The organism is Providencia sp. PROV272, assembly GCF_049901975.1.
GTDB classification, from domain to species: domain Bacteria; phylum Pseudomonadota; class Gammaproteobacteria; order Enterobacterales; family Enterobacteriaceae; genus Providencia; species Providencia stuartii.
The window spans coordinates 2,075,630-2,098,713 of sequence record NZ_CP096291.1 but is presented as its reverse complement, the minus strand read 5'-3'; the positions used below and the strand labels follow the sequence as shown (position 1 = coordinate 2,098,713).

The window sequence follows — 23,084 nt, the reverse complement described above, 5'->3', positions numbered from 1 at the left end:
TTTCTATCCCACTAAAAAATGAACTCAATGAATAAGTACACCTTGTTATTATTATTGTCTGCCCCTATTGCCGTCTCTGCCAACTACTGTGACGACTTATATAAAAAATATAGTAATAGTTGGATGAGAGATATGCCAAAACAGGTATGCGAAGATGCGGTTAATGGTGATGCCGAAGCACAATTTAGCGTCGCGTCATGGAACACACGGTATCTAAGGCAACCTGAAGAAACTTATCGCTGGATAAAGATGTCAGCAGAACAAGGTTGTGCTAAATCACAGTATGTTTTAGGACTGCACTATTATGACGGAAAAGTTGTTGATACAGATTGGCTTAAAGCGTTTGCTTGGATTAAAAAAGCGGCTGATAATGGGATTCCCGATGCTCAGGCTATGCTTGGTTTCATGTATCAACATGGTCATGCAATTGGTCAAAATTATACAATAGCTCTAGAGCTGTATCATAAAGCGGCTGCACAACATAACGAAGATGCCTATCTCTATTTAGGCCGAATGTACGAAAATGGCATGGGGGTTACCAAAGATTATGCAAAAGCTTATGAGTATTTTGCAAAAGCCAAGATCGCTCACGTCTTATCCTACCTCCCCGATTATCCTTGCGATATTTATAAAGATCCTGACTAAAATAGCCATCTACCACCAGCAAATTCGCCATAATCAACCATGTCAGCAACTATTCGTGCCCTGTTCAAATACCAATAAAAAATCCCAAAAGCACAAAGCGCATTTTGGGATTTTTTGTCAAGTCGTGGTTAGCAATTAGAAGGTATAAGTTACCCCACTCCAAACAATTGCAGAAACTGATTTATTAACCATTGGACTATCTTTCACTTCATTTGGCAGACGGTCAATACGCCCCATTGCAAAGGCACTCCAATTATCATTGAACTTATAGTTACCTGATAATTCAACATATGGAGTCCAGCTATCACCCGGACGATAGCGAGCTAAACCACTATTACGCGACTCTTTTGAAGAGACACCATACTCATAGCGGTTTTGATTTTTGCTATCCCACTTGATACCTACACCTGGAACTAACGACCAATTGTCGCCATAGAAACCATAAAGGTAAGCAACTTCTGCACGCAAACCATTACTGATCCCTAACATATCCCCCGACGCAACGGTACGGATTGTTCCCCAATCGGCTTTGTGTTTGTACGTCAAGCCCCCCATTACCGTATCGCGGCGACGATCAAGCTCACGCATATCACGGTCGTCGTTATCTTTCGGTTTGAAGAATTGAGGGTAATAATAAGCATCAAGCGAAAGTTGATCCTCTTGGTCATTCCACAAGTAGTAACCTACTGCTAACGTACGAAAATAGAAGTTTTCACCTTCATAGTTAACAATCGGTACTGGCGTAACATAGTCTTTCGATTTTATACCTTTATAAGGTGTTGATTGCGCCAAAACCGAACCCCCTACAGACCAAGTTCCAGCCATAGCTGCGGAGGATAATAAACCTAATGCGACAGCAAGTGATGTTAATTTGATTGTTTTACGCATATTAACCTGAAATATTAGAAGATTGAACAATAGTGCGCATCATACCTTGATGTGCTCTTTAGCCAAAACACTCCCACGACTGATCACATTTTTAGTTAAATTTATAACTATGTCTAATACTGTTTACACAATCATTCTAATTTTCATATACGACTGGTACTCTTTTCGCCAACGCGCACATCAGTTCATAACCAATAGTGCCTGCCGCCTGAGCAACGTCGTCTATCGGTAAGTTTTTACCCCATAGCTCAACGCGATCACCAATCTTAGCAGTTGGGCATTCGCTAACATCTATTGTTAGCATATCCATTGAAACAGTTCCTAATAGAGGACAACGCGTTCCATTTAACCAAATGGGGGTGCCTGTTGGCGCATGACGTGGATAGCCATCCGCATAACCACAGGCGACCGTGGCTATCTTCATTGGGTAAGGTGCTGTAAATTTACTGCCATAACCAATAGATTCCCCAGCTGCAATCTCATGTGTTGCAATAATTTGTGATTGCAATGTCATTGTCGCACGTAAATCTTTATCCGCAATGTCTTGCCAACGACCACTTGGCGATGCGCCATATAAGATCACACCAGAGCGAACCCAATCATAATGGGTCTTTGGGTGCCATAACGTCGCCCCTGAATTGGCAATACAGACAGGAAACTGACCATCGATAAACTGTTTAATTATCGCATGAGGTTTATCTGTGCCTGTCGATAAATCCGAATTCGCAAAATGTGTCATTAAGGTGACCGTCTCTACATTTTCCATTGCAGACAATCTATGCACCACTTGAGCATATTCCGACGGCTCAAAACCTAAGCGATTCATTCCGCTATTTAGTTTGACATACACGGAGATGGGATTTTGAAAGTGCCTATTTTCAATCGCATCCAATTGCCAATAACTGTGCACCGCCGTAGTCAATTGGTATTGATCTATGACTTTTAAATCATCAGGCTGGAAAAAGCCCTCCAATAACAAAATAGGCCCCTTCCAACCTTGTTCACGCAATAAAATGGCTTCATTTAGATCTAAAATCGCGAAGCCATCCGATGCCGCCAGTGCTTTCCACACATGTTTAATACTGTGACCATAAGCGTCTGCCTTCATGACAGACCATATTTTTGCATGCCCAACGTGCTGACGAACTACGGACAAATTATGAGTAAAATTTTGCAGATGAATTACCGCACTGATTGGGCGAGGCATATCTCTTCCTTCTTTTTATACTATCCGAATATTTTTCAGCCAATTGCTCAACGCGCAGGCGATAAATCACCACTATGGGTTAATTTTGTATTAAAGCCATCAATATATCTAAATACCGATAAATCGTCGGATGCAATGTCAGGCTTATTCCCTGAAATCAGATCAGCTAATAACTTACCTGAACCACATGCCATCGTCCAACCTAGCGTTCCATGTCCCGTATTTAAATATAAATTGCTATAAGCCGTTGGGCCGACTATCGGCGTTCCATCTGGCGTCATAGGCCTAAGCCCCGTCCAAAACGTCGCTTGAGAAATATCACCGCCACCTTGATAGAGATCTTGTACTACCATCTTCAATGTTTCGCAGCGTTTTTTCAGCACATCCAAATTAAAGCCAACCACTTCTGCCATGCCCCCAACACGAATGCGGTCATCAAAGCGCGTTACTGCGATCTTATAAGTTTCATCCAAAACTGTTGATGTCGGTGCGCGCTCAGCATTAATAATTGGCATTGTTAATGAATACCCTTTTAATGGATAAACGGGTATTTTCACTAAATTATGCAGTAATGATGTGGAATATGAGCCCATCGCAACTACATAGCGATCCGCTTGTAATATTTCACCATCACAACGAATACCACTCACTTTATTGCCATCCGTCAGGATCTGTTCAACATGACGACCAAACTGGAATTTAACCCCCGCATCTTGGGCCATTTTCGCCAGTTTCTTAGTAAACTGTTGGCAATCACCCGTTTCGTCATTGGGTAAACGTAAGCCCCCCGTCAATTTATCCTTCACATATTCAAGTGCAGGCTCCGCTTTCGCTAACTCATTGGCGGTCAACAGCTCGTATGGTACGCCTTCTTTCTGTAAGACAGCGATATCATTGGCGGCATTATCAAACTGCTTTTCGGTCCTAAACAGTTGCAATGTTCCACCTTGACGGCCTTCATAACTAATCCCTGTATCTGCACGTAATTGGCGAATACAATCACGGCTATACTCCGCTATCCGCACCATACGGCTCTTATTCATCGCATAATGTTGAATATCGCAATTTTTAAGCATTTGCCACATCCAACGTAATTGGAATAATGTGCCGTCAGGCCTGATGGCTAATGGAGCGTGCTTTTCGAACATCCATTTAACCGCTTTTAATGGGATCCCTGGGGCACCCCATGGAGTCGCATAGCCCGGGGAAATTTGTCCAGCATTACCCGCACTCGTCTCTTCAGCAACATCCATTTGCCTATCTAATACGGTCACTTCATGCCCTTCTTGTGCTAAATACCAAGCTGTAGTAACACCGATGACCCCCGCACCTAAGACCAAAACTTTCATCACTCCCCCTGCTGCTTAGCACGAATATTTTCATTAGAATAATATTCTAGTATTCATTTTCCAATATGGTTAATTAACACTTTTAACAATTCAGACAATTAATTCAAAAACAGTTACAGTTACTTTACACCTCAGATTTAAATGCTAGTGCCCATTTCTAATTGAATAGTTAAAAACAGAATAAAAACAGTCAATTAATAGAAAATTAATTTCGATTGAATTATTTTTTTATACGTTAATTTAGAGTTTTATACTATCTTGTTGGTATATTATTTTGATGACCTATTTTTTAATATATGTTATTTCCATGCAATAACATAGAAAATAAATTCACAAATTTACCTTAAAATGAATTATAATCTTGTTGATTTTTTTATTTCAGAATTGTAGATAATTTAGTGATTTCAAGCACAAAAACAATTACCCATTTTTATCGCAAAAATGGTTTTTGCTCTTTTCTCGTATTGGATGAATCAGATTTACAAAGTATAAGCCTTCTGGGTCTCAGTCTGCTGAAAACGCCTCTTTCTCTATCTTATTGAATCCACAATGTATAAAACAATATAGAAACGAACGTTAATAAACGTTAATTATTACTATAAATCAAAATGTTACCACGTGAAATTAGCTGCTAAAGTCAGCAGTCAATTAATAAAATCTGACGGAGGGAGCATGATAAAAAAACGACCATTTCTTATTTTAATCGTAATGTCCTGTTTAATGACCAATCGCAGTGTAGCAGATTCAGATTGCATATCATTTAAACATTTTAAAGTGGAGCACGAGGGGAAAATTTGTTTTAGCATTCGCCCTCTGCTCACTTGCCATACTGAATGTGAAGCTGTCGAAACAATCCATAGCAAAGTACTATTTCAATGTTATTATCCTGATATAAAGCCACAATCACCCGAAATGATCACTCAAGCAGAAAATATTGCTCTCAATATTGAATACCCCATATCATGTGCACCCAAAAAAGCGTCAGGCAATATTCAGTAGCTGACCAAGTCACTTGCAATTTCTGGTTTTCTGACAGCCAAAAGGCCAGTTGGTTAATAGCACCAAACTGGCTTCAGACATCATACAGTAACGTGAGTTAAAATTAGGATGCGCGGAATGGTTAGCGCGCATTTGCGAGGTCGTTAGGCATATTCCCTTGCATACTATGCCAAATCGTACCACTTTCTTTACCGTAATTTCTAACGGATTCCATAATACGATCGTACGCTTGTTCGCGGCATAAGTTTGACAATTGTTGATAGAAATTGAGCGCAAGGCGTCGTGCTTCCGGGTTAGAGAAATAGTAACGACCAACACGGGTATAAAGCCCTTTTAAGCCATTAATAATCAAGCCATAAATAGGGTTACCCGACGCGAAAGCCAACCCGCGGAATATATTGTAATCTAAGGCACTAAACGCATCTGCGTTATCTTCGACCTTCTCACGCTCAGACAAAACTTCCAATGATTTTTCAGGGTTTTGACGAAAAGCAGTACGGATAAAAATAGCAGCGATATTGGTTCTCACCGCTAGCAAATTATCAATCAGTTGTGGCACACGGTCATGATCTAACCTTGCTAAGGTTTCAAGAATATTCAGGCCTGAAGTCTCCCAATAATTGTTCACTTTGGTTGGTTTGCCATGTTGTATCGTCAACCAACCATCACGCGCTAAACGCTGTAATACTTCACGAAGCGTCGTACGTGTTACACCAATTAACTCCGAGAGTTCCCGTTCAGCAGGTAAAATCGACCCTGGTGGAAAGCGATTGTTCCAGATGCTCTCAATAATATACTCTTCCGCAAACCCTGCAGGACTTTGAGCTTTTATGACCATATTTTTATTATTCCAAACATTTTCAGACGGATTATTATAGAAATCATACCAGATTGTCGTAAATTGAGATAGTTAGACCCCACATAAACAACAAAACCAATCATAAACTCCCATATAATGAATATATTATCTATTACTGATCAGACTTAATTTATGTAAAAGATAAGAGTAGTATGTGAATTTACTGTACAATACATCAAGTAAGAGGAAAACAATTCATAATGGATTTTAGTGTAAAAAGAGCTTTTTTAAAAAATTTTCTAGGGAATTCTCCAGATTGGTATAAGCTCGCAATAATAATATTTCTAATTATCAATCCACTGGTATTTTATTTTGTCAGCCCGTTCATCGCCGGGTGGTTACTTGTAGTAGAATTTATCTTTACCCTCGCCATGGCACTCAAATGCTATCCGCTGCAACCCGGTGGGCTTTTAGCCATTGAAGCCGTCATCATTGGCATGACAACCCCAAAACAGATCTCTCATGAGATCAGTAACAATTTGGAAGTCATACTGCTGCTGATCTTTATGGTCGCCGGTATCTATTTTATGAAACAACTGTTGTTGTTCGTCTTCACCAAACTGTTACTGAATGTTCGTTCTAAACGTACGTTGTCATTAGCTTTCTGCTTAGCAAGTGCCTTCTTATCTGCTTTTTTAGATGCGCTCACTGTTATCGCCGTTGTGATTAGCGTCTCCATCGGTTTCTATTCTATCTATCATCAATACGCTTCTAGCCAACACAGCAATACTGATCTACAAAATGACAGTTATATCGATACGGCTGAGAAGAAACAAACACTTGAGCAATTTAGAGCTTTCTTGCGCAGCCTCATGATGCATGCCGGTATCGGTACAGCATTAGGGGGAGTCATGACGATGGTTGGTGAACCCCAAAACCTGATTATTGCTAAGCATGTCGATTGGGATTTCGTGACTTTCTTTATACGTATGGCCCCCATTACATTACCTGTTTTTGCGTGCGGTTTAATTGTGTGTTTTTTGGTCGAAAAATTTAAATTATTTGGATATGGGGCGGAATTACCTGCAACCGTTCGCCAAGTCCTGACTGATCATGACCAAAAAAATAGCACTAAACGTACCCAAAAAGAGAAAGCACAACTTATTGTGCAAGGCTTGATTGGTATTTGGTTAATCGTCGCCCTTGCCTTCCACCTCGCAGAGGTCGGGCTTATCGGTTTATCCGTCATCGTATTAACCACCGCCTTCTGTGGCATTACAGAAGAGCATGCCTTAGGTAAAGCGTTTGAGGAAGCATTGCCCTTTACCGCACTACTGACCGTCTTTTTCTCCGTCGTAGCGGTGATCATCGATCAGCAGCTATTTACACCATTTATTCAATTTGTATTGCAATCGTCTGAATCATCACAGCTCTCCTTGTTCTATCTATTCAACGGTCTTCTTTCCGCTGTTTCAGATAACGTCTTCGTCGGTACTGTCTATATTACCGAGGCATTAAAGGCATCAAGTGAAGGGCTAATTTCACACCATCAGTACGAGTTACTCGCCGTTGCCATCAATACGGGAACCAACCTTCCGTCGGTTGCCACGCCAAATGGGCAAGCGGCTTTCCTATTCCTGCTGACGTCTGCATTATCGCCATTAATTCGCCTCTCCTATGGCCGCATGGTATGGATGGCTTTACCTTATACCGTCGTCATGACTGTGGTTGGGTTAATCGGTGTTGAGTTTTGGTTAATACCTGTCACACACTGGTTAGAAAGCTTAGGTTGGATTAGCCTACCTTAAGTTTAATCACCACCAACTCACCTATATTCAAAGCTACTCACATCGTCAGATGGAGTAGCTTTTGTTTACTCTATCCCCCTAATTCGGCATTACTCCTTATTTGAAATTACAAATAAAATGGTTTAGTTTGTAATGTTAGGTAAAGGCTTATTTAAAATCGCATAATTATTCTCTGGCACCTTTTTTTGTCTTACCAATAGGGGCAAAATGTGCGTACCATTAATTTAGGGAAGTAAAGTATGTTCAGATTCTTTAACTACTGCTCACAAGGACGAGGCGCTTGGCTGTTAATGGCCTTTATTGCGTTTATGCTTGAATGTGCAGCGCTCTATTTTCAGCACATTATGAAATTGCAGCCTTGTGTCATGTGCATCTATGAACGTGTTGCACTGTTTGGCATTATGATTGCAGGGTTAATTGGCGCAATAGCGCCACGCAAAATCGCTTTACGTTGGGTTGCCATCATTATTTGGGGCTACGCTGCATGGCGCGGTTTAGATCTTGCTTGGGAGCATACCATGCTGCAACTCAACCCTTCACCATTTGCATCATGTGATTTCTTCGTCAATTTCCCCGAGTGGTTACCATTAGATAAATGGGCGCCTGCTGTCTTTGAAGCAACGGGTGACTGTACGGTTAGGCAATGGGATTTCTTAGGGTTAGATATGCCACAATGGCTAATTGGTATTTATGCAGCTTATCTTTTAGTGGCTATCATTGTCGCTATCAGCCAATTTTTTCCATCACACAAAAAAAGCATAGCGTAAATAGTACAACTCGCGTCCTATAAAGCGCATTGGCAGGCGGTAATGCGATGGCTCCCGATGAATGCCATTGGGAGCCACTTCTTATCATGGCATCTAGATTAAAAAAATAAAAACTCATTCTGTTTTATCCACTCATGCGCTGCATTCATCCCCCTAGCTAAAAATAGCCGACCTACTGCCAACGATTTTTAAATAAATAACAGCCGAAATTACCCGCATTATTTAGATAATTGCGTGCGCTTTATCATTTAAATGAAAAACAAGGGAGCGAAATGTGGAAATAAACTCAACAAATGGGTTAACTGCAAAATTGATATAAAAAAGCCCAACATGATGCGTGATGGACTTTTTATCTGAGGGAATTTAACTAAATACAACTGCCTGTAAGTATGACATCAGCAGCACAACGTTTACCATTAGCAAATTGACAAACGGCGGTTTGGGCGCCATTCAATTCTAGGTTTAATGAAGGTAATCCACCCGCAGAAACACACGCTTCTTGCGCTTGAGGCCCTAAATTAACCACCTGTTGCGCATATTGGGAAGCTGAGCGATCGACATGATGTGCCGTATTTATGGTTTCTGAACTCCCACAACCTGCTAAAACAAACAGACTACCAACGAATAGGCTATTCCAAAAAGTAAACTTAAGCAGACTGCTTTTTTTTCGATTCATCCTAATCCCCATCCATAACTGTTTCTGTTCCCTGAATCAGTGAACACTGCTTTTAGAAAACAGATTGATGACCAAAACACCGACTATGATTAATAGCATACCAATAATTGCAGGTAAATCGAGTTTCTGTTGATAAATAAATATTGCAGCGACCGAAACGAGTACAATGCCTAAACCGGACCAAATTGCATAAGCTATCCCTAAAGGGATCAATTTAACCACTTGGGATAATCCCCAAAAAGAGACCGCATACCCAATGACGACAATCAACGATGGCCAAAAACGACTAAAACCATCTGATGCCTTTAATGTCGTTGTAGCAATCACTTCTGCGACTATAGACATCAATAAAAAACCTAACCCCTTCATCAAGTCACCTTTTTATTATCTAACTTTATCAAAATGATAAGAAATTTAGCATAGTTATCAATTGCTGTAATGACCAAATATAAAAAAATACCCTGCAATAGAATCATTACTATTACAGGGGATTAAACATGTTAAGTAGTTTATTTAGTGTGCCATTGGCGCTGTTTTAACTTGTTCGCGAAATGACGCGCTATAGCGTCTAAATATAAAAGTACACCAAATTAATGAGATCAAGCCAAATATCGCCCCCACATAACCGATACTTGCCATCCCCATATGCACAATCACTTGGTTACCGAGCAAAGCACCACCACCGATACCAATATTGAAGATCCCCGAATAGATTGCCATTGCAAGGTCAGTGGCATCCGGTGCAAGATCAATCACCTTCACCTGCATACCCAAGCCCACGCACATGATGGCGATCCCCCAGAATATGCTTAAGATAACCAGCCAGCTTACATGACCACTGATTGGCATTAACAATAATAAACATATCGTCAAAACAGCAATCGCCACAGGTAGAAATGATAGTGTATATTTACCACTATAACGGCTAAAGATCATACTTCCCGCAATCCCCGCCACACCAAAAATCAGCAATAATAGGGTTGCAAAATTTTGGCTCTGTAGCGCGATATCGCGAACAAAAGGTTCGATATAGCTGTAGGCGGCAAAATGCGCTGTGACGACCACGACCGTCAGAACAAACAATCCGACTAACGCTTGGCGTTTAAAAAGTACTGGCAAGCTTTTTAATGAACCTGAATGCTCACTCGGCAATTTAGGTAAAAAGCGAATCAATGCAATCATGGTTAATAATGCGATAGCACCAATACATAAGAAAGTGACACGCCACCCTAATAACTGACCAATAACACGCCCTATTGGTAAACCTAACACCGTTGCTAACGCAGTACCTGTCGCTAATAAACCTAACGCTTGAGCCTTTTTACCCGCAGGTGCAACGCGGATAGCTAACGAGGCGGTGATCGACCAAAATATCGCATGCGACAATGCAACCCCTACTCTCGCCACAATCAAAACTTCAAAATTCCATGCAAAACCAGAAAGGATATGACTTAAAACAAAGACAATAAATAGTAATGCTAATAACTTACGCCGTTCAATTTTGCTCGTAAGTAGCATCAGCGGCAATGACATAATGGCCACTACCCACGCATAAATGGTGATCATCAACCCGGTATGGGCTACTGTCATGTTAAAACTCGCCGCAATATCACTCAGTAATGCAACGGGAACGAATTCGGTGGTATTGAAAACAAATGCGGCGACCGCTAGTGCCACAACTCGGATCCAAGCTGTTTTTCTAGAAACCTGTGTCATTGTCTTTGCTTGCGCCTTTGTTGATATCAGCAAAAACCCATCCCCCAATCAAAAGCTGATCGGTATAGAAGCCACGTTATTGGATTTAAGCTGAGGTTTGATATTGCTTCGATTCAAGGATTGAAAAGCAATCTAATTTATGTGAATGGTATCACATTTTTCTCAGGTATTTAAAGTGAGTCAATGCGAGAACATCAATAAAAAGTTGCTCTATTTCTGATAGCTCGCGCCTCATCAATGATTTCATGAGCCGTTAACCCAATAGGGCCTATACCTTTTTCTATTAGTAAGTCTGCCGCTTTACCATGCAACCAAACGCCGGCTCTCACCGCTTCTTCAATGGGTAATGATTGCGCCAATAAACTGCCGATAATCCCTGATAACACATCCCCACTCCCCGCTGTAGCTAACCCACTATTACCCGTTTCATTGCGCCAAGTTTGGCCATTGGGGGCAGAAATTATTGTATGGTGACCTTTTAACACTGCCCAGCAACCAAACCGCTGGCTGAGATGTTGCGCGGCACTCAACCTATCCGCTTGTATCGCCGTGACTGTTGTTTGTAACAACCTTGCGGCTTCTTTAGGGTGCGGCGTGAGTACTGTTTGTGATGATAAGGTTTGAGATAGGGGCATCTGAGCAAGTAGATTCAGGCCATCAGCATCAATTAACACGCTTTGCTGCTGTTCAACAAATGATAATGCTCTATCTATCAATAATTGCGCATCTGAAGATACACCTAAACCACAACCAATAACCCATGCTGTTGGTGTTTCACCATTTATCACTTCATTGGCTTGGCGCAACATTAATTCGGGGGCATGCTCTATAAGTTGCAATGTGAGTGGCGATTGATTAAACCCAATAATCACTTTGCCACAGCCACTTTTGAGCGCGGCAACGCCAGCAAGTACGCAAGAGCCGGTCATTCCTGCACTACCACCAATAATATTTAGCGTTCCAAACGTGCCTTTGTGACTCTGCTCTGGTCGAGGCTTAACAAATAAAGGGAATTGCTCTGCTAGCCACTGTTTTTCTATTGAAGTTAACATCACTAATCCTTTTGATATTACATTGCGACCTTTTAATTCCTATCTGAATTCTTCATCTTAATTCATCATGTTATGGCGCAATCTATAACCTTTCTATGATATAATATTAGCAAACTCACGAATTTTTAAAGGATACTTTATTAATGAAAGCACATTTTCCAACTCAACCTGATGTGAATGAATTAGCAGCAGAAGTGACCTGTATAAAAAACCTGCTTGCACATATGCTCAAAGCAATTGGTCAAGCTGATGCAGGTAAAATTCTGATTAAAATGGAGCGTGAAATTGCATCGATGGAAGATGAAAAACAAGCTGAGACTTATCGTAATACGCTTGAACAGATCAAAGCAGGTTTTCGCCAATAGATTATTTTAACGATAAGTGCTATTTAAGGGGCTTTGTTGTTCAATTACACTTAAAACTGCACAAATAACTAAATATCCTTTATCGAAATAATTTATCTTTGCTCTCGAATTAAACCATTCTTTATTCATTTAGCTCCCCCTTCAAATCTCTATGAAGGGGGCTTTTTTTATTCTAGATTAATCTTTGACTTTTCCGTTATAAATATCTTGGCAATGTTGGATATATTTTTCCAACGTTATTTCGCCAGATGGGTCACGGTGCGCTTTTTGTTCTTCAAAAGCCCATACAGTAAAAGCCTGACCTAAATTAGCACCGGACATTCCTACTTCTTTATACATGCGGTGATAAAAACCCGTTGGAGATTGGTAAATTTCAAATTTAAAGGGAACTAAGCGCGCTGGATTTTCTACCGTCATAAACTCATTGCCAAAAACCAACGTTTTTACAAGTATGTCCATTTTATATCCTTAATATTATCTAATTCTGTTAAGGCTCATTTTCATCATTTCTTCGTTCATCATAGACCCTTCATCTACCTGACCCCAAAGAAAATCTACGAAATTCCACTTAAAGAATACACTAATTTGATCTGCATTAAATTAATTTTTGCCCATAATAAAAAACCCATGATAGATTTTTCACTACCATGGGTTTTCATCAATTTTTATGGCTAATTAGCCAACTTAACTATTTCAAATATTCGCCAGAACGTAGCGCTTCAATACGTTTATCTAATGGCGGGTGTGACAAGAAAAGTTCACTAAATGCTTTGCCACGACCATTGATACAAAACGCCATTAAACGGCCTTCTTCTTGTGGTTCATAACTGGTTTTCAAACGTTGCAACGCAGCAATCATTTTTTCTTTACCGACCAACTTCGCTGAACCAGCATCTGCATGGAATTCACGATAACGAGAGAACCACATGGTAATAATGCTCGCTAAGATACCGAATACAATTTCTAATACCATTGAAACGGCAAAGTAAACCATTGGGTTACCGTTACTGCTTTCGCTTTCTTCATCATTGCTCGACATAAAGCCAGAAACGAATTGAGCGATGATACGGGAAATAAAGATCACAAACGTGTTCACAACACCCTGTAATAGCGTCATTGTCACCATATCGCCATTTGCGATATGACTGATCTCATGGGCAATAACCGCTTCTGCTTCATCACGGCTCATATTTTCTAGTAAACCCGTGCTAACCGCTACTAATGATGCGTCACGACGTGCTCCTGTAGCAAATGCGTTAATATCCGGCGCATGATAAATCGCAACCTGTGGCATTTGAATACCCACTTGCTGAGCTTGGCGGCTTACCGTATTGATTAACCATTGCTCAGTTTCATTGCGGGGCGATTCAATCACTTCCCCACCAACCGATTTAAGTGCCATCCATTTTGACATTAACAGCGAAATAAACGCGCCACCAAAACCAAATAGGCCAGCCATAATCATCAGGCCTTGAACACTGCTCCCTTTAACACCTGTTAAGCTTAAAATTATCCCAAACACAAACATAACGGCTAAGTTTGTGAGTAAGAATAAGGCAATTCGCATCATCTTTTTTTGATTCCTTGGTAAAAATAAATATCACGAAGAATTTAGGGTATAAATAAGGTTTTTTCATACTTTTTCAAGTGTTTTAACACGAAAAAACCAAAAATTAACATAACTTTACACAGGCTATGAAAAAGGCCAGCGATTGCTGGCCCTAATTTAATTTACTGTTTAACCAAATTATTTTTTATTTGGCAATAAATGGGTATCAGGATTAGCAAGATCAATAGCAATTTTAACTGTTTCGTCCAAATACGGGTCAGGCCCTTCGTAATCCTTAGGTAAATCATCAATTGACTTCAATAGAGGCTTACCTTCTTTTGCATTACGCTCATTGATACGTTTTAGTTTCGTTGCTTCAATTTCATTATCTTCCTTCAGACGTTGTGCATAATTTAACGAAATAAGATTTTTACTCTCTTTATTCGCTTTATAATGTGCAATGTCCTCATCGATATACTTAAACTCTGTATCTTGGCTAATACGTGCTAAGTGTTTAGTTTTTAAGTCTGATAAATCGGAAGTCACATCCCCGACCTTGCTATAATTGGCAGGCGGAATACTATCCCATGGCAATGCGTTATCTTCAAAGCTTTCCCCCGTTTCAGCAGGATCTTGCCCTGTAGGCATAACAATATCCGGTGTTACCCCTTTACGCTGAGTACTGCCACCATTAACACGGTAGAATTTTTGAATGGTGTATTGCACTGAGCCTAATGCAGGCCAATCAGGCTTCAGCATTTGGTCATAAACACGACTCAAACTTCTATGTTGTTGAACAGTCCCTTTACCAAAAGTTGGTTCGCCGACAATCAGCGCCCGACCATAATCTTGCATTGCCGCCGCAAAAATTTCAGAGGCGGAAGCACTAAAGCGGTCAACAAGAACAACTAATGGCCCTTTGTAGTAAATGACATCGTCATCATCTGCATCCTGACGCACTTGCCCATTATTGTCACGGACTTGCACAATTGGCCCTTTAGGAATAAACAAACCGGATAATGAAACGGCCTCTGTCAATGCACCACCGCCATTACCTCGCAGGTCAATAACTAGGGCAGAAACGTTATCTTTCGCGATTTTCTGTAGTTGCGTTTTAACGTCATTGGTTAAACCAACATAGAAACCCGGAATATCTAGTACGGCGACTTTTTCATTCCCGACTTTTTTAATGTTCAGTTTAACGGCACGATCTTCTAAACGAATTTGTTCACGAACGATAGTGACCACATGGGGCTTAGCCCCTTTTGTGTCAGATACCACTTCCAAACGGACCTTACTTCCTTTAGGCCCTTTGATCAGTGCGACCACATCATCGAGTCGCCAACCAACCACATCAACCATCGGCTTACCAGTTTGACCTACACCGATAATTTTATCGCCTACTTTTAATTCTTTACTTTTTGCTGCCGGCCCACCCGCAACCAATGAATTAATCACTGTATTTTCATCGTCTTGCTGCAAGACTGCACCAATCCCTTCTAACGACAAACTCATTTCAGAATTAAACTGTTCAGTATTGCGCGGAGAAAGGTAGCTGGTATGAGGGTCGATTTCACGAGCAAAAGCATTCATGATTAATTGGAAAACATCTTCACTTTGCCCTTGCGTCAAACGTCTTAAAGCAAAGTTATAACGCTTAGTGAGTTTTTCCTTAATCTCTTTATCATCTTTGCCTGATAGCTTCAGGTTCAGCCAATCATACCTGACCTTTTGATCCCAAAGCTTATCTAATTCTTGCTTATCCTTTGGCCAAGGCATTTTACTACGATCGACTTCAATAAAGTCATTCGCATCAAAATTCATTGGTTGCTCAAGACGAGCTAATGCATATTGGAAGCGTTCAAAGCGTCTTTTCTGAGAAAGGTTGTACAGGTCATAGAACGTATCTAGTTTTCCATTTTCCAGCCATTCACCGACTTTAGCTTTATCTTTTGCATACTCATCAACATCTGACTGAAGCAAAACGTTATGACCGTAATCCAACATATTCAGATAACGATCAAAAATTTTACCGGAAAACGCTTTATCCAAATCAAATTGGCGATAATGAGAGCGGGTAAACCTAGATGTTACCCTTTCACTTACTGTGCCATGCTGAGTATCCTGTTTTAATACAGGTAACTGAGCAGCAGTGAACTGTGTCACTGCTTGAGGATTCGCAATTGCACTACTAAAAGTGGCAACACTAACGACTAATGCAATCTTTAAAAGTTTGTTCATGCCCTGATTGACCTCCGTATCAGAACTTTAAATGTTCCGCACGCACAATCATTGCCATTCCTGTTGGCAACTGAACTCTGACACCATCTTTAGCAATTTCCAGTACAGACGCATCCATCAGACTTGTACCAACTTTCACTTTCAGAGTCTGGCCGACCTGAAGTGCGTTAATATCAGTCACTGATTTCAATTTTTGCTCTGGAGATGCTGCACCACTACGGCGCTGAGGTTTAGTCGAAGAGTTTTGTGGGCGTTCTTTATTTTCTGACTGGCGATGGCGCGGCGCTTTGTCTTTTGCTGCTGCCGGATTGCGGGTGTTTTTATCACCTGATTTTTTGGCTGCTGGTCGTTTCTGCGCTTTTTGCTCTGCACGTTGCGCTTGAACTCGAGCTTTTGCCTCAGTCAATTGTTGACGAGCATGCGTAATATGCTCCGCCTCTAATTCACCACAATCATTACCATCTAAGTCAACGCGCTTAGCGCCTTCTTTAACACCGTAGAGATAACGCCAGCTAGAGGTATACATACGCAATGCCGAACGCAATTGCGTTTTGCTAATACCATCTTCTTCGGTCAAACGCCCTACGATATCTTGAAAAATTCCGACTTTTAACGGACGTGCTTCGCCTTCAGCGATAAAACAGCGTGGAAAACGCTCAGCCAAAAACGCGATAACTTCTTTACTACTATTCAACTTAGGTTGATTTTCCATGAAATTTCCTGATAACAACGATTTTGCCAACCAGCACGGGCATGAACAAGCCGACATTATAATAGCGTTGCAGACAATTGCCACGTTCCTATTAAGTTAACATACCAATATTTAATGATAATTTGGCATCGAACACATTGCCAGATGTTGACACAACTGGCTTACAAGATGTTTTAAACCAATTTCATCATTTTGATCAAAGTGATTGAAATTTGGACTATCAATATCCAGCACGCCTAAAACCTGACCATTAACTTCCAATGGAAGCACGATTTCGGCATTACTTGCCGAATCACAGGCTATATGACCAGAGAAAGCATGCACATCATCAACACGCTGAATTTTATTTTGGCTATATGCCGTACCGCAGACACCTTTGCCAAACGGTATTCTGACACAGGCTATCTTTCCTTGAAAAGGACCAAGCACTAACTCTTGTCCACTTCTTAAGTAAAAACCCACCCAGTTAATACCTTCTAGGCGCTCATACAACAACGCGCTTGTATTCGCCAAACTTGCAATTAAATCATATTCTCCTGCCAATAGTGCAGACAAACTATCTGAAAGTTCGTGATAATACTTGTTTTTATCCATAAAATTTTCTTGTAATAATTAAATGATGCAATAGAGTAAACAATTTGTGCACCCTGTAGGTTAGCAAGTTGTCACTAAGCCGTAAATTTTTTTACACTAGATTACACGCGCGGCTAACAACTCCATGAGTAAAACAATGAATCACATTAATCATAGTGACATAATTTCGCAACACTGCTGCTATTGCAATCTTAAATTATCTATTCCTTCACATGATACTCAACAGGTTGTGATATGCCCGCGTTGCCACAGTCAGCTTGACGATGGCCGTTCTTGGTCACTAAACCGCTTATTTATTCTTTCTATTACATTATTAATGTTGGCACCTATCGCATTTTGGCAACCATTGATTTCAATCCATTTATTGGGGACACAAATCTATGCCAACGTGATCGAAGGTATTAGGCTCATCAATTCTCAAGGTGACCCATTCACTGCGAGCATTATCGCCTTCTGTGCCATCGGCGCACCTCTGCTTTTGCCGATTTCTATCGTTTATCTCTATATAGGAAGGCGTGTTCGTCTAAATCTACGCCCCGTCTTACTGATACTAAGTCGTTTAAAAGAATGGGTTATGTTGGATGTCTATCTTATTGGATTGGGGATTGCTGCAATCAAAATGCAAGATTACGCCAGCGTATTTTTGGGAAATGGTTTAATCGCTTTTATTACCATGACAGTAATTAGTCTGTTAATATTAATCCACCTAAATGTCGAACAACTTTGGCAGCTCTTCTACCCTAAAAAAGAGCAAGCTAATGACCCTCATGCTTTAACATGCCAAGCTTGCCACTATACCGGGCCTGCAAATTCACGAGGAGTCTGCCAACGCTGCCATCGCCCCTTACACTACCGCGAGCCATATAGCCTACAAAAAACATGGGCCGCACTGATTGCAGCGATGATCTTGCTTTTTCCTGCTAACTTAATGCCAATTTCCGTTGTCTATCTTAACGGGCAACGCATGGAAGACACCATTTACTCTGGTGTCGTTTCATTAATTGAATCAGGTAATTGGCCCATTGCTATCATTGTTTTTATCGCCAGTATTTTAGTGCCTTTTATTAAGATCCTGATCATGATTTTACTGTTATGCTCCATTCAACGTTGCAGTCAGACGGATCCGGTATTGAGGATGAAGTTATTAAAATTTGTGACATGGATTGGCCGTTGGTCAATGCTGGATTTATTTGTTATCGCACTCATGATGACGCTGATTAACCGTGATCAGCTAATGTCTTTTACTATGGGCCCTGCCGCATTGTTTTTCGGTATCGCTGTAATTTTAACCATACTCGCTGTCGAGTGGCTTGATAGTCGTTTAATTTGGGATTCTTATGGAAAATCAAAATCAACAAAATGAACCTGTAGAGCAAGAACAAGAGGCGATTTTACGTAAACGAGCACGTATATCACCCTTTTGGCTATTGCCTCTTGTCGCTGTGTTTATCGCAGGTTGGTTACTTTTCCAACATTGGTTGGAACAAGGTACTGAGGTGACAATTGAATTTTCCTCTGCTCCCGGTGTAGTTTCAGGTAGAACACCGATCCGCTACCAAGGTGTCGAAGTTGGATTGGTGCAATCTGTCACCGTTAGCCAAGATATGAAGAAAATTATTGTTAAGGCCAGTATCAATAAAGATATGAAGCCCGCACTCACCTCTGGCACCAAATTTTGGCTCGTCACACCTAAAGCCTCATTAGCCGGTGTTTCTGGCTTAGATGCACTTGTTGGCGGTAACTACATCGGTATGCAACCTGGGGCTGGTGAAGAGCAACACAACTTTATCGCTCAAGACTCCCCGCCACAACTACAAACCGAAGAGGGGCAATTACTCATCTATCTCACGGCTAAAGACTTAGGCTCATTGCATGAAAACTCACCGATTTATTATCGCAAAGTGCCCGTTGGTTATATTTCTGACTACACGATTTTGCCTAATGACCAAGGGGTTTCTATCGCCGCCATAATAGAAAAACGGTATACCCGATTAGTGAGAGAAAACAGTCAATTTTGGAATGTTTCAGGCTTCCAAGGCGGTTTTGATTTAAAATCTGGTGTGAATGTCAAAATGGAAAGCCTTTCTGCTGTAATCAATGGTGCTGTTGCATTTGATTCACCGACTAATAGTGCCCCAGCACAGGAAGGGCAACAATTTGTTTTGCATCCAAACAGGCATGATATTGGACAGGATGAACAGCAAAATAAAAATAGTTTAGTGGTTTCATTATGGTCTCCTGACACCTATGGCGTCGATGCCGGACAACCTATCGTTTATCGTGGAATAAAAATAGGTGAAGTGTTACAGCGTAACTTACTTGATGATAAAGTTACCTTCCAAGTCGCGATTTTGGATGAGTACCGCCATCTTATCCGTAACGATACCAAGTTTGTTGCCAATAGCCGCGTTGATGTCCAACTTGGCTTAACGGGGATCCAGTTTCAAGGTGCAACGCCGCAAGAGTGGTTAGATGGTGGAGTTCATTTATTGGTTGGAAAAGGTAAAGAGCCATTGCCTGAAACGTTCCCATTATATCGAAGTGATGATAATGCTAAGGCGGGTATAACAGGTTCATCACCCACCACCACAATTACATTAAACACTAACACCCTTCCTGATATTCAGGCAGGTTCAGTAGTACTTTACCGCCAATTTACTGTCGGTGAAATAGTCTCAATTAACCCAACCAAAGACGGTTTCGCGGTTAATATTCATATTTCTAGTCAATACCGTCATCTACTAACAGATAAAAGCGTCTTTTGGGCAGAAGGCGGCGCTAAAGTCAAACTCAATAGCAGTGGATTAACCGTTCAGGCCGCTCCTCTTACACGAGCAATTAGAGGTGCCATTAGTTTTGATAATATTCCAACGGCCAAACTTGATAGTGCAAGGCAACATACCCTCTATCCAAACGAAACTGCGGCAAAAGCCATTGGGAGTGTCGTGACTTTAACCACTTTTGATGCGTCTAAATTGTCAGAAGGGATGCCGATTCGCTATTTAGGTATCGATATTGGACAAATCGATTCATTGAAATTATCGCCAAATAACCGCGAAGTGAATGCACGCGCGATCCTTTATCCAGAGTATGTGCAAGCTTTCACGAAGAGTGGCAGTCGCTTTGCTATTGTCACACCAGAGCTTTCTCCTTCTGGCGTCAATAACCTCGATACCTTGATCCAACCTTATATCAGTGCCGAGCCAGGACGAGGAAATAGAAATCGTTACCAATTTGAACTACAAACGGCCAATATTACAGACTCGCGTTACTTAGATGGCTTAACAATTATATTAGATGCCACCGAAGTTGGCTCTATTCAGGTTGGAACCCCTCTTCTCTTTAGGGGAATGGAAATTGGTACAGTTACTGGTTTATATTTGGGAGAGCTTTCCGACCGCGTATATGTTGCGACTCGAATTGGTAAAGAGTTCCAATACCTGATCCGCGACAATACCCAATTTTGGATCTCTTCAGGTTATAACCTCTCCTTTGGCCTCACAGGCGGCATGATCAAGAGTGGCACCTTCAAGCAGTTTGTTCGGGGAGGTATCTCCTTGGCGACCCCACCAACGGTGCCTCTCGCGCCGAAAGCGAAGCCAGATCAGCATTTCATTCTAAAATTAGAACCTCCTAAAGACTGGTTAGAATGGGGAACATCTATCCCTAAACAGTAATCACTAGAAAGGTGCATATTTTAACAATATTGCACCTTTCTTTTAACTCGCCCTTAAAAAACATTTTGGAAATCGATTCCATTTGTACTATGCTTAATTTTGTTGAGTCGTAACGCCACAGCTACACATTAATCGAGAGGTAACATTATGCGCATAGTTAATTTGAAAATATCTTCCTATGAAATCAATGACGCCATCATGTCAGATCATAAAAGTGATACCCTCAGTATACCTTGTGACTCTGATACTGAGTTTTGTATGCAATTAGATGGTTGGGATGAAAATACCAGTATTCCTGCACTCATCAATGAGAAACCCGTTCTGTTATACCGTCATCGTTATGACAAAGATAATCATCATTGGGTGATGAGAGTGGCTTAATTGATGAAATCACTATTAGGTGGGCTACAAACAACAGGCAAAAAAAGAGGCCTGGTAGATTCCGATTACCGGGCCTTGGGAAATGGCTCTGGCAGAGCCGTGCGCTAAAAATTGCCATTGAGACGTAACAAAGTACAATTTAATACTAGCTTGCTAAACGCACTCTTACCATACTAATTATCAATTATTTTACATATTATTAACACAATTTATTTCTTAATATTCCAATATCGAGCTATTTGATTGATAGGTACACCCTATATCGATGATAAGTACAACCTTTCAACTTTTTGTTGATAATAAAAAATGCCACAAGTTATAAGCATAATCGCCTATAACCTATGGCATTGTTCTTCTTTAATAAAGATAAGGTTACGAGTTGTTACACAGCTTCTTCGCCGCTAATTTGAGTGGTTCTACGCGCTCTTCCGCACTTTTTTCCGTCTCAATTGGCTTTAATAAAATATCGATCGGCTGTGCTTTGATCTCTTTTTTCTCCATTTGAGCCTGTGCCACATCATTGAGTGGGTACTGCATGAGTGTGGCAGGGTTGATAACAATCAGTGCACCATTACTTCTACATTCCAGCATCACTTCTTCTCGGGTAAATGGCCAATCATCACCAAACTGCTTTTTACTTACTGTCTCAATGGGTGCCGCAGCCACCGTAAAGCTAGTACTTGCCAGTAATACAGAACACAGCGCTAATTTCAGTTTCATACAACTTACCTTGTTAAAACATCAAGTTCACTATCAGGTGATTATACAGGTTGATAGGTCGCAAAAATAGCAACGGCTAAAATTGCCGTAGTACCTAACAGTAGCTCAATCCAACTATTAATAATCAAATACTGTAACCGCCCTTTTCTTTTAATATTCGGGACCAGTATATAGCGGTTCACTAAGGCTAAAATGACCATTAGTGCAACTAAGCTGATTTTTAACCAAAGCCACGATTGGTATTCTGAACCGGTATAATTAAACGGCCAATTTGGCAGTAATGTCATCGAGCTGATTATGCCTGTCACCACAACAATAATGACAGCAACGTGCCCTACACGAGAAAAACGGATCAAACTAGCAAAAATTTGCTTATCTAAGCCTGGCGCTAATTCTTTTTTATCTCGCAAGAACTGAATGCAAATCAAAAACGGCCATAATCCGCCAAACCAATAGGCTGAACTTATAAGATGAAGAAATTGATTTAAACGGTTTAACGCCCCAATGACACCACCATACATCGCGGCATGGCCAATCAAGGCATGTAAACCGAGGAGCACAATAGAAAGTAGTAATAACAGATAAAGCCGGATATTTTGTGAACGGATAAAAATCACACCTAATGTGATGACAGCAAACACCAATTCCCAACGCCAAACCAGCCCAAACGTTGTGCCAAATACACTTGACCAAATATCAAAGTCTAGTGCTTCTTCCCAGCCATCCCCCATCAGCCCAGCTTGGGCAGCCATCCAGCCAAAGGCTGTAACCACGGTGACTACTGCACTAAAGATAATCGTTCGATTAAGATAGCGACGAAGGATTTGACTAAAAGCACCCACACTTAATATCGCTGCGAATATTGACATTCCACACATCAACATCGCAGCAATAAAATGGGAAAAGCGTATAACTGTATAAAATGCCTCTAAAGACATG

24 protein-coding genes are annotated in these 23,084 nt (G+C 40.9%); 8 read left to right on the top strand and 16 right to left on the bottom strand.

The features are described 5' to 3' along the window. The first annotated feature begins 27 nt into the window (after nucleotides 1-27). Complete coding sequence (locus M1E93_RS09515; RefSeq protein ID WP_014656075.1) at nucleotides 28-645, top strand: tetratricopeptide repeat protein; 618 nt, start codon at nucleotides 28-30, stop codon at nucleotides 643-645. A gap of 135 nt (nucleotides 646-780) precedes the next feature. Here M1E93_RS09515 and M1E93_RS09510 read toward each other — a convergent pair whose 3' ends face one another. From M1E93_RS09510 to fadR, 4 genes are all read right to left on the bottom strand, one after another. Next, nucleotides 781-1,533 (bottom strand): MipA/OmpV family protein, encoded by a 753-nt coding sequence (locus M1E93_RS09510; RefSeq protein ID WP_004920345.1) that lies wholly within the window; start codon nucleotides 1,531-1,533, stop codon nucleotides 781-783. Between the two features lie 136 nt (nucleotides 1,534-1,669). Beyond that, nucleotides 1,670-2,740 (bottom strand): alanine racemase, encoded by a 1,071-nt coding sequence (gene alr, locus M1E93_RS09505; protein ID WP_061064009.1) that lies wholly within the window; start codon nucleotides 2,738-2,740, stop codon nucleotides 1,670-1,672. 47 nt (nucleotides 2,741-2,787) lie between these two features. Beyond that, nucleotides 2,788-4,089 carry a D-amino acid dehydrogenase gene (locus tag M1E93_RS09500; protein ID WP_004920353.1) on the bottom strand — a complete coding sequence of 434 codons (1,302 nt, stop codon included), beginning with the start codon at nucleotides 4,087-4,089 and terminating at the stop codon, nucleotides 2,788-2,790. Nucleotides 4,090-5,209: 1,120 nt separating this feature from the next. Continuing rightward, nucleotides 5,210-5,926 carry a fatty acid metabolism transcriptional regulator FadR gene (gene fadR / locus M1E93_RS09495; RefSeq protein WP_004920358.1) on the bottom strand — a complete coding sequence of 239 codons (717 nt, stop codon included), beginning with the start codon at nucleotides 5,924-5,926 and terminating at the stop codon, nucleotides 5,210-5,212. Between the two features lie 221 nt (nucleotides 5,927-6,147). On the opposite strand from fadR, the gene nhaB reads away from it, so the two are divergent. Beyond that, entirely contained in the window at nucleotides 6,148-7,695 is a 1,548-nt protein-coding gene (nhaB, locus tag M1E93_RS09490; protein WP_004920360.1) for a sodium/proton antiporter NhaB, read from the top strand. Between the two features lie 239 nt (nucleotides 7,696-7,934). After that, nucleotides 7,935-8,462 (top strand): disulfide bond formation protein DsbB, encoded by a 528-nt coding sequence (dsbB, locus tag M1E93_RS09485; RefSeq protein WP_104873514.1) that lies wholly within the window; start codon nucleotides 7,935-7,937, stop codon nucleotides 8,460-8,462. A 367-nt stretch (nucleotides 8,463-8,829) separates the two neighbouring features. On the opposite strand, the gene M1E93_RS09480 is transcribed toward dsbB, so the two are convergent. The 3 genes from M1E93_RS09480 to M1E93_RS09470 form a co-directional block, all read right to left on the bottom strand. Next, nucleotides 8,830-9,138 carry a DUF333 domain-containing protein gene (locus tag M1E93_RS09480; RefSeq protein ID WP_014656080.1) on the bottom strand — a complete coding sequence of 103 codons (309 nt, stop codon included), beginning with the start codon at nucleotides 9,136-9,138 and terminating at the stop codon, nucleotides 8,830-8,832. Between the two features lie 36 nt (nucleotides 9,139-9,174). Beyond that, nucleotides 9,175-9,507, bottom strand: coding sequence for an SMR family transporter (locus tag M1E93_RS09475; protein WP_004920375.1), 333 nt, complete (start codon nucleotides 9,505-9,507; stop codon nucleotides 9,175-9,177). Between the two features lie 144 nt (nucleotides 9,508-9,651). Beyond that, nucleotides 9,652-10,815 (bottom strand): sugar transporter, encoded by a 1,164-nt coding sequence (locus M1E93_RS09470; protein WP_230494553.1) that lies wholly within the window; start codon nucleotides 10,813-10,815, stop codon nucleotides 9,652-9,654. On the opposite strand from M1E93_RS09470, the gene M1E93_RS09465 reads away from it, so the two are divergent. Then, nucleotides 10,727-10,948, top strand: coding sequence for a hypothetical protein (locus M1E93_RS09465; RefSeq protein WP_223854892.1), 222 nt, complete (start codon nucleotides 10,727-10,729; stop codon nucleotides 10,946-10,948). The genes M1E93_RS09470 and M1E93_RS09465 overlap by 89 nt on opposite strands. A gap of 100 nt (nucleotides 10,949-11,048) precedes the next feature. Here M1E93_RS09465 and M1E93_RS09460 read toward each other — a convergent pair whose 3' ends face one another. Further along, entirely contained in the window at nucleotides 11,049-11,906 is an 858-nt protein-coding gene (locus M1E93_RS09460; protein ID WP_040133205.1) for an NAD(P)H-hydrate dehydratase, read from the bottom strand. Nucleotides 11,907-12,049: 143 nt separating this feature from the next. Between M1E93_RS09460 and M1E93_RS09455 the strand changes: the two genes are divergently transcribed. Continuing rightward, a complete protein-coding gene (locus M1E93_RS09455; RefSeq protein WP_014656083.1) occupies nucleotides 12,050-12,271 on the top strand; it encodes a DUF2594 family protein in 222 nt (73 codons plus the stop codon). Between the two features lie 6 nt (nucleotides 12,272-12,277). Here the strand turns inward: M1E93_RS09455 and M1E93_RS09450 are convergent, their stop codons facing one another. The 6 genes from M1E93_RS09450 to M1E93_RS09425 form a co-directional block, all read right to left on the bottom strand. Next, nucleotides 12,278-12,400, bottom strand: coding sequence for a hypothetical protein (locus M1E93_RS09450; RefSeq protein WP_004920387.1), 123 nt, complete (start codon nucleotides 12,398-12,400; stop codon nucleotides 12,278-12,280). Nucleotides 12,401-12,448: 48 nt separating this feature from the next. Further along, nucleotides 12,449-12,730 carry a hypothetical protein gene (locus tag M1E93_RS09445; protein ID WP_004920390.1) on the bottom strand — a complete coding sequence of 94 codons (282 nt, stop codon included), beginning with the start codon at nucleotides 12,728-12,730 and terminating at the stop codon, nucleotides 12,449-12,451. Nucleotides 12,731-12,959: 229 nt separating this feature from the next. Further along, nucleotides 12,960-13,841 carry a protease HtpX gene (htpX, locus tag M1E93_RS09440; RefSeq protein WP_004920393.1) on the bottom strand — a complete coding sequence of 294 codons (882 nt, stop codon included), beginning with the start codon at nucleotides 13,839-13,841 and terminating at the stop codon, nucleotides 12,960-12,962. 177 nt (nucleotides 13,842-14,018) lie between these two features. Beyond that, a complete protein-coding gene (prc, locus tag M1E93_RS09435; RefSeq protein WP_104873515.1) occupies nucleotides 14,019-16,061 on the bottom strand; it encodes a carboxy terminal-processing peptidase in 2,043 nt (680 codons plus the stop codon). A gap of 19 nt (nucleotides 16,062-16,080) precedes the next feature. Continuing rightward, nucleotides 16,081-16,773: an RNA chaperone ProQ gene (proQ, locus tag M1E93_RS09430; RefSeq protein WP_004920399.1), complete on the bottom strand. Its 693-nt coding sequence runs from the start codon at nucleotides 16,771-16,773 to the stop codon at nucleotides 16,081-16,083. Between the two features lie 111 nt (nucleotides 16,774-16,884). Then, the gene (locus tag M1E93_RS09425) at nucleotides 16,885-17,367 is read right to left on the bottom strand and encodes a GAF domain-containing protein (protein ID WP_004920404.1); all 483 of its coding nucleotides are present in this window, start codon (nucleotides 17,365-17,367) and stop codon (nucleotides 16,885-16,887) included. A 136-nt stretch (nucleotides 17,368-17,503) separates the two neighbouring features. Here M1E93_RS09425 and yebS point away from each other — a divergent pair, with 136 nt between their 5' ends. The 3 genes from yebS (at nucleotide 17,504) to M1E93_RS09410 (ending at nucleotide 21,425) form a co-directional block, all read left to right on the top strand. Next, nucleotides 17,504-18,730 (top strand): membrane integrity lipid transport subunit YebS, encoded by a 1,227-nt coding sequence (yebS, locus tag M1E93_RS09420; protein WP_014656085.1) that lies wholly within the window; start codon nucleotides 17,504-17,506, stop codon nucleotides 18,728-18,730. Further along, the gene (locus M1E93_RS09415) at nucleotides 18,705-21,044 is read left to right on the top strand and encodes an MlaD family protein (RefSeq protein ID WP_052038369.1); all 2,340 of its coding nucleotides are present in this window, start codon (nucleotides 18,705-18,707) and stop codon (nucleotides 21,042-21,044) included. The genes yebS and M1E93_RS09415 overlap by 26 nt, the downstream gene beginning before the upstream one ends. Nucleotides 21,045-21,191: 147 nt before the next feature. After that, complete coding sequence (locus tag M1E93_RS09410; protein WP_004920410.1) at nucleotides 21,192-21,425, top strand: DUF1480 family protein; 234 nt, start codon at nucleotides 21,192-21,194, stop codon at nucleotides 21,423-21,425. Between the two features lie 372 nt (nucleotides 21,426-21,797). Here the strand turns inward: M1E93_RS09410 and M1E93_RS09405 are convergent, their stop codons facing one another. Both M1E93_RS09405 and copD read right to left on the bottom strand, forming a co-directional pair. After that, nucleotides 21,798-22,145, bottom strand: coding sequence for a DUF2511 domain-containing protein (locus tag M1E93_RS09405; RefSeq protein ID WP_004920411.1), 348 nt, complete (start codon nucleotides 22,143-22,145; stop codon nucleotides 21,798-21,800). Between the two features lie 41 nt (nucleotides 22,146-22,186). After that, nucleotides 22,187-23,083: a copper homeostasis membrane protein CopD gene (copD, locus tag M1E93_RS09400; RefSeq protein WP_104873516.1), complete on the bottom strand. Its 897-nt coding sequence runs from the start codon at nucleotides 23,081-23,083 to the stop codon at nucleotides 22,187-22,189. Nucleotide 23,084: the final 1 nt, after the last annotated feature.